The sequence below is a fragment of the Legionella busanensis genome (genome assembly GCF_900461525.1).
GTDB classification, from domain to species: Bacteria; Pseudomonadota; Gammaproteobacteria; order Legionellales; family Legionellaceae; genus Legionella_C; species Legionella_C busanensis.
The window spans coordinates 2,324,251-2,337,331 of record NZ_UGOD01000001.1; the positions used below are offsets into that span (position 1 = coordinate 2,324,251).

Sequence of the window (13,081 nt, forward strand, 5' to 3'; positions counted from 1 at the left end):
AATAAAATCCTTACATATCAATAGAAGGAATAATACCGTATCTCACTATGGCTCTAATTGCATCATTTTTGGAGCCTGTATTAGCAAGCCAATAATTACCTCGGTTATTTAAACCATATTTGACATTGGTATATTCACAAACTTGTAAATGATCTTGACAATTAACTATCCGCCCATAAGGTGATTTTCCTTCAGCAAGCGAGCAAATATATTTAACTACAGGTTCACTTGTTGCTAAAACAGCCCATTGCTTTCCAGAAATAGAATGGTTTAAATAAGCACTATAAGCACTATCTTCTGGACGCATTTGAAAGAGATTAATGGTTTGGTTTGTTTTATTAAAAACAACATAGAGCGACTGTGTTGCTCCCGCATCAGAAGGTTTTAATTTTAGTGTTTTTAAATCAAAAGCGTAGCCCTCATTACGACAGCCTATAGGATTACTTGTATTTTCTTTTTCTGCTTTTTCAGTTTTTATAGCTTTTTCGGTTTTTATAGCTTTTTCCGCAAAAAGGTTATTGCACCCCATTAAAAATAAGAGAAAGAACAAATTTTTTAGATTTTTTTGGCTTAGTTTGTTCATTGTCTTTTTCCACTTGCAGTTGATAAAATAGGTCGTACAGTTACTTTGGTACCTAGACCATTTGGACTGTTTGTATCTACAAATTCACGATTTAACCAAAGAGCGTCTTGCGTAAATAATCTCACACACCCATGACTGGCACGATAACCGGGAATATCATCAGAACCATGTAATGCAAACCCTTTATGAAAATACATACAATAGGGCATTTTTGCGCCGCCTTTACCGATTGGATAAACATTAGAGCGACACTTTTCATTTTCCTTACTAAAAAAGTGGAAGATACCCGTCATAGTACGGCAGGAATGACTACTATCTGGACATTTATCAATACCCGATGAAATAGGGCCCCATTTAACTAACTTTCCTTCAGCATTATAGGCGCCCCAGGCAAGTTTATCTTGGTCAACAATGACTTGCTTTTCACCTTCAGGCTTTATTTGTAAAGGAAAAGGAGCAAAATCTAACAGGGTCTTATTGGCTAAATTACGAGGTACTACAATTTCTTTACCATACCATAAATGGTTATAGCTACGATTAATACGCTGCACAATGTCACGCTGCTGTTCATCAGGAAAAAGTTTCTCCCAAGTTTGCCCTTTCCCAACTTTAATACATTCATATTGCGGATAAGCACAAAGTCCGTTTCCATAATAGGCATTGGCATGTACTGCAAAAGCAGGTATTAAAAGAGTAATCATCACCAAAATTCTTTTCATGACGTGACCCCTATAATTTAAGTAAAGGATTGCGCTTTAAATCCTTCTTCACTCTATGTCGGTTAACTACCTAAAAAGTTTAGTATTGCCTCTATTTTTAATTCTTGTTAAAACCCCTATTAACCTCTCAGTTAAAAGGTACTAGCGGCCTTCTTTATAGCTTTCATTAATATTGGATAAGCTAAATGAAAGCAGCTAATTGATAACTAAGCTATTGCAAAAACTAGGCCAATATCTAGTGTTTAACGAACTTGCTGTAATAAATTAATAAAATTAGACAGCCATAGCTTTACAAAAATAGAAAGCTTAGCTGTCGATTGATAATGGATTGGTGTGGAAGTAGATTAAGGATGAAAATGCTGATATATCCGCAAAGCGAGTTCCGCATTAATGCCGGCAACTTTTACAATTTCTTCAATAGGCGCTTTAGCAAGCTCTCGTAAGCCACCAAAGCGTTGTAATAATGCATGACGTCTTTTTGGGCCAACACCTTCAATCATTTCTAAAGAAGATTCAAGCCCTGCCGTATTTCTTTTTTTACGATGAGCCATAATTGCAAAGCGATGTGCTTCATCGCGTATTTGTTGTAATAGATGTAAGGCTGGTGAATCGCTTGGCAGCGTAATTTCCTTTTCTTGAGCCACAAGAATTAATCGTTCCCAGCCTGCTTTCCTATCTACACCTTTAGCAATACCTAATAAAGTAATACCTTCTATACCAAGCTCTTGTAGAACACGCTTAGCAACACTAACTTGTCCTTTACCACCGTCAATAATTAATACATCGGGTAAATTTTGCTCTTGTAATAAGCGTTTATAACGTCTTGATAAGACTTGTTGCATTGCCGCATAGTCATCAGATGGCGTAATACCATTAATATTAAATCGACGATAATCACTCTTACGGGGGCCCTCGGCATCAAACACAACACAGGAAGCGACTGTTAATTCTCCTTGCGTGTGGCTAATATCAAAGCATTCCATACGCTCGATAGGTTTTTCAAGTTCTAAAAGTATGGCCAAAGCAGTATAGCGTCTTGCCATTGTTGCTGCTGAAGCCTGATGCTCGCCCACTGCTAAACGCAGGTTATTCTTTGCAAATTCAAGCCACCGAGCTTTGATGCCCCGTGGGTTTACTTGTATCCGACATTCTTTACCTCGCAATTTGGTTAGCATATCTTTGAGAGGACCTAATTCGGGAACTGCTTCATCTAAAATTAGTAATTCAGGGATTCTCTCGGGAACTTCAACATAATAAAAAGAAATAAACGCCTCTAGGACTTGTTGACGTAATTCATCCTCTTGCATCGTTAAATCAGGTACTGTAGGAAAAAAGCTTTGACTAGCAATAACATGACCATCCCGAATAGAAATACACTGCACGCAAGCGAAACTTAGTCGAGCTTCAATCGCAATAACATCTGCATCGCCTCTTAATTGCACTACACCTTGTTGCTCTTGTACTAAACGTAAACTTTTAATTTGATCCCGCAATACTGCTGCCTGTTCATAAGCGAGCGTTTGCACGGCAGATTCCATACGCAATTCTAGTTCTTTTAAGATATCTTGACATTTTCCCTGAAGAAACTTAACAGCATCATTTACAGATTGCTGGTAATCATCTGCAGAAATATAACCTGCGCAGGGTGCTGTACAACGCTTTATTTGATATTGCAGGCATGGCCGAGAGCGAGTATTAAAATAACTATCCCTACAATTTCGAATTTTAAATACTTTTTGAATGGTACTTAAAGTATCGCGAACCATGCCTGCACTTGGATAAGGCCCAAAATAAGTGCCCTTTTGTGGCTTCTTTTTACTTCGGTACATTTCTAATCGGGGATAAGTATGTTCTGTCGTAAGATGAATGTAGGGATACGACTTATCATCGCGCATTAAAACATTATATTTGGGACGAAATGTTTTAATCAAACTGCTTTCTAAAAGAAGAGCTTCTGTTTCAGTTTTAGTAACTGTTACTTCAATGGAGGAAATTTGACTAACTAGAGAGCGGGTTTTGGCGCCCACTATCTGTCTGGAAAAGTAGCTACTTACACGTTTTTTTAAATTTCCTGCTTTGCCAATATAAAGAATGTCACCTTTTATATCTAACATTCGATAAACGCCAGGTTCCATAGTAAGGTTAGCTAAAAAATTACTTAATTCGTTTGATAAAATTTGCTTACTCATAGATTAATTACTAAGAATAGATACTCCCTTGCAATAACTAAAAGACTATATGCCAAGAGAATTCATTTGTTTGAGTTTAAACCTGATTTAATATAATTTGCTATAAGAGATTTCCCTCTTACATTAAATCAATATAGTTGATTTCAATTGTTCAAAGTCATAAAAAAGCTTCATTGCTTTTATGGCAAATCGTTTATTTGATCTAGAGCGCGCAAAATTACGCGATCATTTTTATCATAGCATAAAAAAGCTTGTATCTCTTTATACTTAACTCACATTAGTGATCATCTAATAACACATCCGACGGTTTTTCAATTACTTTATGTTTTAAGGCAAGATGGGTCAACTCTACATCGTTTTTAATACCTAATTTTTCAAAGATTCGATATCGATACCCATTAATAGTTTTTGTGCTTAAAAACAAGCGCTCAGCAATATCTTGTACCGTCATACCACTCGTAATCATTAACATGACTTGCATTTCACGCTCTGATAAAGCATCAAAAGGTGAACCTTGAACGTCCATCAGACTATTAATCGCCATTTTCTGGGCAATCTCAGCACTTAAATATTTTTCACCTTTTGCTACTTTACGAATAGCTGCGGCCATTTCTTGTACACCAGACTCTTTGGTGAGATAGCCCATAGCTCCTAGCTGTAAAATACGTGTAGGTAATGGTTCAGCACAAATTGCCGTCACAGCAATGATTTTAATATGAGGATTAGATTTTTTAAGACGTCTTGTTACTTCCCATCCATCAATACCAGGCATTTTCATATCCAGTAAAACGACATCTGGTCTGTGAGATTTCACCAACACTAGGGCTTCCTCGCCACTTGCAGCCTCAGCAACTACATCCATATCAGGCAAATCTTCTAAAAGTCGGCGAATACCCATTCTAACCAACGCATGGTCATCAACAATGAGTATTTTGATCAAGCGATGCTCCTTGACAATTTGTCAGCCAATAAACCCTTACATAACTTAACTATTTTGCTTACAGCAAGATAATATTATTATTTGAGCAAATAATGTAGTAACACTTGCAACTTTGTATTAAAGCAAAATTGCAAGTATGCAAGAGGTCTCACAATTCAAAAGTACGACGATATTAACAAGACTAACTAGGCATTACAATTAAAGAAATCTATTAAATTTTTGCAAACCTTAGCAATTGTGTCTTAGTAAATCGCCAAATGACTTTAAAATGGTCTAATTTAATTGCATATCGATTTTATTCTAGCTTTTAATGAATTTAATTGATTATATAAATTATAACAAAAGCGTTTTAACATGCATGAATATGAATGCTTGGATTATCTTTTTCCACCTCAAATAATGGCAAAAATTCCCCTAACTCACACGCTCGATGCATAAATTTTTCTATATCCTGGCAAACAAAATCATACAACACCTCATACTTGTCAATAACAAAGTAGATTTGCTGTAACTTATCAATGCGATAAGGCGTGCGGAATGCAGCCACTGGATCAAATAAAACGCGCATAGGTATATCGCTTTCAACACTATAAGCAGTTTCACTGATTGATGACAAAATCCCCCCACCATAAGCACGTAAACCATAATCCGTTTTAATTAAACCAAATTCAACAGTAAACCAGAATAAACGCTGCAACAAAGGCCATTGACTCTCTGGAAAAGCCAATACTTTACGAGCATAGTTACAAAGAAAATCAGCATATACAGGATCAGTTAGCATTGGGCAATGGCCAAAGAGTTCATGAAAAATATCAGGCTCTTTAATATAGTTTAGCTCTTCTTGACAGCGTATAAAGGTAGCAGCTGGAAAATGTCGCTCTGCTAATAACTCAAAAAATTCACGTGCAGAGATTAAAGCGGCTACTGGTTTAACCTGCCAACCAGTTAATCCAACTAATTTAGAACTAATATCAGCAAGTTGCGGAATATAAGTAGATGGTAAATTAAGTATTTGTAACCCTTTTAAAAACTCATCACAAGCGCGATTAGGTAAAATTGCCATTTGTCTTTCATAGAGCTGCTGCCAGATACCATTTTCCTCTGGGGAATAATCTATAAGTCCTTCTGCATTAGGTTGATGCGAGACATAGCGACTAACAAATTTCATAATAGCTCCTGGCACCCATAGTTATTTATGACGATTATTAAAATAATAGACTTCTTTGGGCAAACACATATCTGTTTATAAATAATTACTCTCTTAAATTAATCAATAGAGCTCTAATCCACTAATGTCAATATAAAAAATAAGGCGTCATCTATAAGACGATATGAATTAAATTATAGCTATTTATATTAGAAATCAAGAAATGCGCTTACCAATTTTAGAAATTGGAATAAACGTTTCAATACCCGTCTCTAAACGACGTTGCTCTCCCTTCCAAGCATGGCCATAAACTACTTCATAGGTCAGAGGATATTTACCATTAATAAGGAAAGATTCGTAGTTTCTTTCAAATGCCTTCCAGTGCCCTTTTGCAGTTAAACCTTGATTACGGCCTGGGTTTATATTGCGTACACCCTGGGCTTTTAGGCCAAGAATAAGTTCTTTTAAATTGCGATAATGAACCGTTAAATACTCCATATCAACAACAGGATCTAAAAACCGCTCTTTGAGTAAACAGTCACCAATATCATGCATATCCATAAAATTATTAATATGGGCATAGTTATCAACCAGCGACCAAGCTTGTTTTAATTCTTTAAAGGTATCAGGCCCTAATGTTGAAAACATGAAGCAACCATTAGATGACATTACACGATTTAATTCCCGCATTAAAGATGCTAATTTCCCCCAATGGATAACTTGGTTAGCAAAAACCAAATCAAATAACCCATCCGTAAAAGGTAACGTTGCCATATCAGCATTAACTAAAAACCATTTCCGCCAGAACGTTTGTTTTTGTTTGGCTTCTAATAGCATTTTATAAGCGATATCAATACCTAAAATAACTGCTTTAGGATATTTCTTTTTTAATAAAATAGTAAAAATACCAGGCCCACAACCTAAATCAAGTATAAAACGTGGGCTTATTTTTAAATAATCTAAGCGTTGAAATAATCGGCTACCTATTTCGGATTGAACTTTCGCTGCTTGTTCATAATGGGAGGCATGCTCATTAAAAGCATTGCAAATTTCTGTTTTAGGATTCATCATGTAGACGCTTAATTAATAGGAAGTTCAACGGATTATGCTTCATAATTTCGCAAGTATATCACGACTACTACGTTTAACTGCAGTATGTATTTTATGTAATCAATATCATCATGAACAACTTGCTATTTGCAATCCCTGCTTAAAACTTTTTATTCCTTTAAAATATGCATGCTCAATTTGTCGAGTCGCGTTACCTAGCAATTTCATTACACAGTGTAGCTATTGTCGCAAACAAAAGCCAACCTACGATCAGATATTAACAGCTTATGCGTTTGAAGAACCTTTGCGCACCCTTATTCATCAATTTAAATACTATAAAGCACTGTACTTAAGTACTTTATTGACTAAATTTATGTTAGATGCTTTGCCCAATCAAACCTATCGTCCTGACTGTTTTATACCTATACCTTTGCATTCTAAACGACTGTATAATCGTGGTTTTAATCAATCGGTAGTATTAGCTAAATTATTATCTAAGTATTTAAATGTCCCTATCGACCTCACGCTTGTACATAAAATTATAAATACACCTCCGCAAGCTACTTTATCTAGAAAACAACGCCAGCAAAACTTAAACGCTTCATTTATTGCTAAATCAAATCGCTATCAGCACGTCACTATTATTGATGATTTAATCACGACTGGTAACACAGCAAATGAGGTAGCAAAATTACTAAAAAAGCAGCATGTTCAACGCGTCGATGTCTGGTGTATAGCAAGAGCCTCTATTGATTCTATTTAGTGCACCATACGTTGTAAATCATTTAAAACTAATTGAATAAGAAATATAATAAATGCAATAAATGCTAAACGATAAAGAAGTACTTCTAAAGCAATAGAAATCGGTTTACCACGAATTTTCTCTATCATAGTTAATAAAATTGAACCACCATCTAAACCGGGAACAGGAAATAAATTGACGAGCCCAACTGCTAAGCTAAAATTTGCTATAAAATATAAAAAGATAACTATTCCTTGATTGAAAGAGCCGACGGAAACCGAGATTAAACCGATTGGACCAAGTAATGATGAAAAAGGGATAGCCCCAATTAAAACTTGCTTTAAAGCTAAAATTAAAAAAACTATCATGCGAATAACAGTATTGAATGCTTCACTAAGAGCCGTTAAAAGCGGTTTTGGCGCAACCTGTTTTTTATATTGAGGTGTTTTATCAATTGTTATGCCTAAGTACCCTGCTAGACCTTTGGTATTTTTATTAAAGGGCATAGCTAGATTTAATTTTAATTGTCTTTCTTGATTATTTGCATCAGCAACAGTGGCAATGACATCAGACTTACCTAAATTAACTATTAAGACATTTCCTACTTCTTGCCAAGAATTTGTTGGCCAACCCTCAATACTCACAAAACGATCAGAGGCCTTGATACCTGCAGCTGCTGCAATGCCTTGAGGGTCAATTTCTTTTATTACCGGATTTAACTGCTGATAACCTACCATATAAAAAATAGTTAAAGCCAACAAGGCAACTACAAAATTAGCGAAACCGCCCGCTAAAAGAATTATAATACGCTGCCAAGCTGGTTTTTTGTCAAAACAGTAAGGATAATCGCTAGGTTTAACTTCTTGAATACGTGAGTTTAGTAATTTAACATACCCGCCTATGGGCCATATGGCCCAAACCCATTCCTGTCCCTTTTTATCTTGCCAAGATAAAATAGGCTTACCAAAGCCAATAGAAATACGCTGGATTTTTATGTCAAATAATTTTGCCGCTAGTGCATGACCTGCTTCGTGTAAACCTACAACTAATATCAGAGTTAAAATGATAGCAAGTAAAGCAATAAACATGTTAAATCCAAATTAACGGGTATTATCAACCACTAATTGCAGCACAGGCCGACGTGTACGTCCAGAATTTAATTCACACCCTTTTCTATAGACTTCAAAGGTTCTATAAACTTGATTAGTCTCACTATCTACTAACTCTACATCATCGCCCTGATCATCCAATAAAGTGACGTTTAAACGAATTTCACGAAATTGAGTAATTTGATAGTGCTCTTTAAATAAACGCAATACACTTAATAAACTTTCGGCTACTTCTTCATTTGTATGTTTACCTTGCAAGATAATTTCCATTTCCTGCTCCTTATAAAAGGAATCACTATAGTTAGCGGCATAAATTAAAATGTCTTGAGTTATAGCGCCTCCCACTAAACTTTTATTACGTTGCAAGCGCATTCAGCTCAGTTATGTACTTATATACAAATTATTAGCCCCATTTACTTGCGCCTTATCTAAAGTTTAGTAGATGACGCTTATTAATACTTCTATAATTTATCTAAATGAAACCCTTGATTTTTTTATAAATTCGAACCTTAGCGAAAAAATTCAATCTTAAATTTTTAGGATGTCTATAAATGAAAACAGTTTTGGTTTACAATTCATAATTATAGCGTAACCGTGTAAATATATGGTGTTTGTTGCCTGTGGGCTCAATTACAAAACAGCTCCTTTAGATGTTCGTGAAAAAATTGCCTTACCTCCGGCAGTGCAGGGCGATTTTTTGCAAAATTTAATTGCTCAATCTGCAGTCAATGAAGCCGCTATTTTATCTACTTGTAATCGTACTGAGATTTATTGTGAAACAGAGGACCCTAAGGCATTAATTCCTTGGCTAGCAGAAGAACAACAAGTAGCTAAGCATGATTTATTACCCTTTTGTTATTTATATCATGGTGAACAAGGAATAAAACATACTCTACGTGTCGCTAGTGGATTAGACTCCATGATGCTTGGTGAGCCTCAAATTTTAGGCCAAATGAAACAAGCTTATAGACAAGCCTGTGAGGTGGGTGCTATAAAAAACAACTTACGATTCATTTTTGAGTATGTTTTTAAAGCCAGTAAACGGGTTAGAAACCGCAGTGGTATAGGCATAAACCCTATTTCAGTCGCTTATGCAGCAGTACAACTTATTAATAAATTATTCTCTAATTCTAAAAATTTGGATGTTTTTTTAATTGGATCGGGTGAAACGGCAACCTTAGTTGCAAAATATTTACATAAACAAGGTACGCATCGCTTTAAAGTGGCGAGTCGTACAAGAGAAAATGCACAACAATTAGCTATGAACTTTAATGGCGAAGCTCTAACAATTGGTGATATTCCTGAGCACTTATCTCAAGCTGATGTAGTCATTTCTGCTACTGCTTGTCCACTACCTTTTATTAATAAAAGCTTGGTAGAAAATGCACTAGCAAAGCGCAATCATGCGCCAATGTTTTTTTTAGATTTAGCAGTACCGCGAGATATTGAACCTGATGTAGGTAACTTAAAAAATGCAAATCTTTACAATATAGATGATTTGCAGACTATGATTGAACAAGGGATGAGTGAAAGACGCTTAGCAGCTCTACAAGCAGAACAATTAATTGATTGTGAATTAGATAACTACATCCGTTGGCATCGATCCCTACGAGCTAAGGAAGTCATTTGTGATTATCGTCAGCGTATGCAATCGCTCGCTGAAGAGGAATTGCATCGGGCAAAAACAAAATTATCTAGCGGGCTTAATCAAGATTTAGTATTACGTGAATTCTGCGATAGACTTGTAAATAAGTTAACCCATCATCCTACTATTGGTTTAAAACAGGCGGCCTGGGATGGCAGACAAGAATTACTTGATCTTACTCATTATTTATTTAATACCGAAAATGACCCCGTAACGTTATGAAAAAATCGCTCGAATTAAAATTGCAACAATTATTAGAACGTTTCCAGGAAGTAAGCCACTTACTCTCAGAACCTTCCGTGATTGCTGATCAAAATCAATTTAAAAATCTATCGAAAGAATATGCTCAACTTGAACCCTTAGCTAATTGTTATAATACTTATTTACAGGCAGAATCCAATCTTAAATCATTGGAAGAGCTAGTATCAGGCTCTGATCAAGAATTAGCAACGATGGCTGCGGAAGAAATTAATGAGGCAAAAGAAGAAGTAGATAAGCTTGAAGAAGAATTGCAATGGCATTTAGTTCCTAAAGATCCAGATGATTCACGCAATATTTACCTAGAAATACGAGCAGGAGCAGGCGGTGATGAGGCCGCTATTTTTGCTGGTGACTTATTTCGCATGTATAGTCGTTATGCTGAAAACCAAGGCTGGCATGTTGAAACTGTTAGTGCCAATGCTGGTGAGCATGGTGGTTATAAAGAGATTATTGCACGAATTTCAGGCAATGCTGTTTATGCACAATTAAAATTTGAATCAGGTGCTCATCGAGTGCAGCGTGTACCCGCAACCGAATCTCAAGGCCGCGTACATACCTCAACATGCACTGTTGCTATTTTGCCTGAAGTTGAAGAGATTGATGATATTGAAATTAATGCTGATGAACTGCGTATCGACACTTATCGCTCTTCAGGTGCAGGTGGTCAGCACGTTAATAAAACAGATTCCGCTATTCGTATTACTCACTTACCTACTGGCGTAGTTGTAGAATGTCAAGATGAGCGCTCTCAACATAAAAATCGAGCCAAGGCTATGGCTTTACTAAAAACTCGCTTGCTTGATGCAGAGCAAAGTAAGCAGCGGCAAGAACAGGCTCAGACGAGAAAGCTTCTAGTAGGCTCCGGTGATCGTTCAGAGCGTATTCGTACTTATAATTTTCCTCAGGGTCGTTTAACAGATCACCGGATCAATTTAACTCTTTATCAGCTCACTGATATCATTGAGGGTGATATATCAAGTGTACTTGACGCACTCAAACGTGAGCATCATGCTGAGCTTCTTGCAGAACTTGGACGCCATGAATAATAATATTAAATATTCTCTTGAGCTAGCAATAAGACAATTAGCCGAATATATTCCAGATGATGCGCGAACAGATGCTGAGATTTTATTAGCGCATGCGATGGGTAAAACCCGTACCTATATTTACACTCATCCTGAGGCTGAATTAACAAAGGAAGAATTCAAGCTTTTTCAACGATTTGTTGCCCGCCGTTCACTAGGGGTTCCCGTTGCATATATTATTGGGACACGCGAGTTTTGGTCTCTTCCTCTAAAAGTCAATGAAGAAACGCTTATTCCGCGGCCAGAAACAGAATTACTTGTCGAAATTGCTTTAAATTTATTAAAAAATTGCCCTAAAGCACGTATCTTAGACTTAGGAACAGGCAGTGGTGCTATTGCGCTTGCCTTAGCTAAGGAAAAATCGGACTGGGAAATAACAGCTTGTGATTGTAGCGAAGGTGCTCTAATAACAGCTAAAAAGAATGCGCATCATTTGAATTTATCTAATATTCACTTTTGTTATTCGGATTGGTTTTCACAAATTGAGGAGACGAAAAAATTCCATGCGATTGTTTCCAATCCACCTTATGTCGCAGCAAATGATCCGCATTTAATTTCTGGGGATTTACGTTTTGAACCGCAACTAGCATTAATTGGCGGTTCTAATGGTTTAGCTGCCTTAGAACACATTATTAAACATAGTATTGCTAGGCTTGAACCGAATGGCCTATTATTAATTGAGCATGGTTTTGATCAAAAATCTGCAGTTGCGTCTATGCTTAATAATTATGGCTATCAAGATATAAAATGTTGGCAAGATTTACAAGGACATGACCGAGTTAGTGTAGGAAAATATATAATTAGTTGATGACAGAGCTAATTTTTGGTATACCTAAGCGCCTTTAATTGTCATGTCCTTAGGTTTGCATCTGATTCTTTTAGTGATAAGAAAATCTTGAAAGAAAAGTCAGGTTTAAGTGCAATTAAGTGCAATTAACTCTAAATCACTTATACATAATAAGGCTTTAGAATTATTTTCGCTTAATATGCGCTTAAAGCTTTTGTTGAATTACAAACAAGGATAGGGCGTGTATGTGGATGAGTACCAACGTGGGAGGCAATTATGCCAGCGCAATCAGTTAAGTCAAAATTTAAAAGCGATGCTACAGGTAACATGGGTATTCCCTTCTATCAAGAGACTGAAGGTGAAGAGTACATGAATGAGAAGCAGCTAGCACATATTGAAAAAATATTACTAGCATGGCGCCAATCTCTTATGGAGGAAGTAGATAGGACTGTATCCCATATGAAAGATGAAGCTGCTAATTTTCCCGATCCATCTGATCGAGCCAGTCAGGAAGAAGAATTTAGCTTAGAGTTACGTACGCGTGATAGAGAAAGAAAGCTTATTAAAAAAATTGAAGACGCCCTTGAGCGTTTGAGAGATGCAGATTTCGGCTATTGTGAAGCATGTGGCATAGAAATTGGTTTACGTCGCTTAGAAGCTAGACCCACCGCAACGCTTTGTATTGATTGTAAAACGCTTTCTGAAATAAAAGAAAGACAGAACCAAGGTAGTTAATTCCTTCCTCTGACCAACGTTCCGCGCCTTGTGCGCGAAATCCATACTTAAGCGAAAACACTGGATCCCGCGGACAAGCCGCGGGACGT

At 36.5% G+C, this 13,081-nt stretch carries 13 protein-coding genes; 5 read left to right on the plus strand and 8 right to left on the minus strand.

Annotated features, from left to right (window positions below):
• Positions 1 to 10: 10 nt before the first annotated feature.
• From DYH30_RS10350 to bioC, 6 genes are all read right to left on the minus strand, one after another.
• Positions 11 to 583: an endopeptidase IV gene (locus DYH30_RS10350; RefSeq protein ID WP_115331588.1), complete on the minus strand. Its 573-nt coding sequence runs from the start codon at positions 581 to 583 to the stop codon at positions 11 to 13.
• Positions 580 to 1,302, minus strand: coding sequence for a L,D-transpeptidase (locus DYH30_RS10355; RefSeq protein WP_115331589.1), 723 nt, complete (start codon positions 1,300 to 1,302; stop codon positions 580 to 582). Before DYH30_RS10355 ends, DYH30_RS10350 begins: the two co-directional genes overlap by 4 nt.
• A gap of 344 nt (positions 1,303 to 1,646) precedes the next feature.
• Positions 1,647 to 3,491: an excinuclease ABC subunit UvrC gene (gene uvrC / locus DYH30_RS10360; RefSeq protein WP_115331590.1), complete on the minus strand. Its 1,845-nt coding sequence runs from the start codon at positions 3,489 to 3,491 to the stop codon at positions 1,647 to 1,649.
• 277 nt (positions 3,492 to 3,768) lie between these two features.
• Positions 3,769 to 4,431, minus strand: a complete 663-nt coding sequence (gene letA / locus DYH30_RS10365; protein WP_165482654.1) for a two-component system response regulator LetA — start codon at positions 4,429 to 4,431, stop codon at positions 3,769 to 3,771.
• Positions 4,432 to 4,780: 349 nt separating this feature from the next.
• Positions 4,781 to 5,599, minus strand: a complete 819-nt coding sequence (gene phhA / locus DYH30_RS10370; RefSeq protein WP_115331592.1) for a phenylalanine 4-monooxygenase — start codon at positions 5,597 to 5,599, stop codon at positions 4,781 to 4,783.
• Between the two features lie 195 nt (positions 5,600 to 5,794).
• Positions 5,795 to 6,646 (minus strand): malonyl-ACP O-methyltransferase BioC, encoded by an 852-nt coding sequence (gene bioC, locus DYH30_RS10375; RefSeq protein ID WP_115332556.1) that lies wholly within the window; start codon positions 6,644 to 6,646, stop codon positions 5,795 to 5,797.
• 37 nt (positions 6,647 to 6,683) lie between these two features.
• On the opposite strand from bioC, the gene DYH30_RS10380 reads away from it, so the two are divergent.
• On the plus strand, positions 6,684 to 7,391 hold the full coding sequence (locus DYH30_RS10380; protein ID WP_115331593.1) for a ComF family protein: 708 nt from the start codon (positions 6,684 to 6,686) through the stop codon (positions 7,389 to 7,391).
• Here the strand turns inward: DYH30_RS10380 and DYH30_RS10385 are convergent.
• Both DYH30_RS10385 and DYH30_RS10390 read right to left on the minus strand, forming a co-directional pair.
• Positions 7,388 to 8,458, minus strand: a complete 1,071-nt coding sequence (locus DYH30_RS10385) for a M50 family metallopeptidase (protein ID WP_115331594.1) — start codon at positions 8,456 to 8,458, stop codon at positions 7,388 to 7,390. The genes DYH30_RS10380 and DYH30_RS10385 overlap by 4 nt on opposite strands.
• Before the next feature lie 12 nt (positions 8,459 to 8,470).
• Positions 8,471 to 8,851, minus strand: a complete 381-nt coding sequence (locus tag DYH30_RS10390; protein ID WP_242604665.1) for a hypothetical protein — start codon at positions 8,849 to 8,851, stop codon at positions 8,471 to 8,473.
• 232 nt (positions 8,852 to 9,083) lie between these two features.
• Here DYH30_RS10390 and hemA point away from each other — a divergent pair, with 232 nt between their 5' ends.
• From hemA to dksA, 4 genes are all read left to right on the plus strand, one after another.
• On the plus strand, positions 9,084 to 10,346 hold the full coding sequence (gene hemA, locus DYH30_RS10395) for a glutamyl-tRNA reductase (protein ID WP_115331595.1): 1,263 nt from the start codon (positions 9,084 to 9,086) through the stop codon (positions 10,344 to 10,346).
• Entirely contained in the window at positions 10,343 to 11,431 is a 1,089-nt protein-coding gene (gene prfA / locus DYH30_RS10400; RefSeq protein WP_115331596.1) for a peptide chain release factor 1, read from the plus strand. Before hemA ends, prfA begins: the two co-directional genes overlap by 4 nt.
• On the plus strand, positions 11,424 to 12,278 hold the full coding sequence (prmC, locus tag DYH30_RS10405; RefSeq protein ID WP_115331597.1) for a peptide chain release factor N(5)-glutamine methyltransferase: 855 nt from the start codon (positions 11,424 to 11,426) through the stop codon (positions 12,276 to 12,278). The genes prfA and prmC overlap by 8 nt, the downstream gene beginning before the upstream one ends.
• 255 nt (positions 12,279 to 12,533) lie before the next feature.
• Complete coding sequence (gene dksA, locus DYH30_RS10410) at positions 12,534 to 12,992, plus strand: RNA polymerase-binding protein DksA (RefSeq protein WP_115331598.1); 459 nt, start codon at positions 12,534 to 12,536, stop codon at positions 12,990 to 12,992.
• The last annotated feature ends 89 nt before the right edge of the window (positions 12,993 to 13,081 follow it).

Excerpts from the sequence above, each read along its gene's own strand:
- DYH30_RS10390 (WP_242604665.1), bottom strand. The coding sequence starts at position 8,851 with ATGCGCTTGCAACGTAATAAAAGTTTAGTGGGAGGCGCTATAACTCAA.
- DYH30_RS10385 (WP_115331594.1), bottom strand. The coding sequence starts at position 8,458 with ATGTTTATTGCTTTACTTGCTATCATTTTAACTCTGATATTAGTTGTA.
- prmC (WP_115331597.1), top strand. The coding sequence starts at position 11,424 with ATGAATAATAATATTAAATATTCTCTTGAGCTAGCAATAAGACAATTA.
- DYH30_RS10350 (WP_115331588.1), bottom strand. The coding sequence starts at position 583 with ATGAACAAACTAAGCCAAAAAAATCTAAAAAATTTGTTCTTTCTCTTA.
- prfA (WP_115331596.1), top strand. The coding sequence starts at position 10,343 with ATGAAAAAATCGCTCGAATTAAAATTGCAACAATTATTAGAACGTTTC.
- hemA (WP_115331595.1), top strand. The coding sequence starts at position 9,084 with ATGGTGTTTGTTGCCTGTGGGCTCAATTACAAAACAGCTCCTTTAGAT.
- DYH30_RS10355 (WP_115331589.1), bottom strand. The coding sequence starts at position 1,302 with ATGAAAAGAATTTTGGTGATGATTACTCTTTTAATACCTGCTTTTGCA.
- phhA (WP_115331592.1), bottom strand. The coding sequence starts at position 5,599 with ATGAAATTTGTTAGTCGCTATGTCTCGCATCAACCTAATGCAGAAGGA.
- uvrC (WP_115331590.1), bottom strand. The coding sequence starts at position 3,491 with ATGAGTAAGCAAATTTTATCAAACGAATTAAGTAATTTTTTAGCTAAC.
- bioC (WP_115332556.1), bottom strand. The coding sequence starts at position 6,646 with ATGAATCCTAAAACAGAAATTTGCAATGCTTTTAATGAGCATGCCTCC.
- DYH30_RS10380 (WP_115331593.1), top strand. The coding sequence starts at position 6,684 with ATGCTTCATAATTTCGCAAGTATATCACGACTACTACGTTTAACTGCA.
- dksA (WP_115331598.1), top strand. The coding sequence starts at position 12,534 with ATGCCAGCGCAATCAGTTAAGTCAAAATTTAAAAGCGATGCTACAGGT.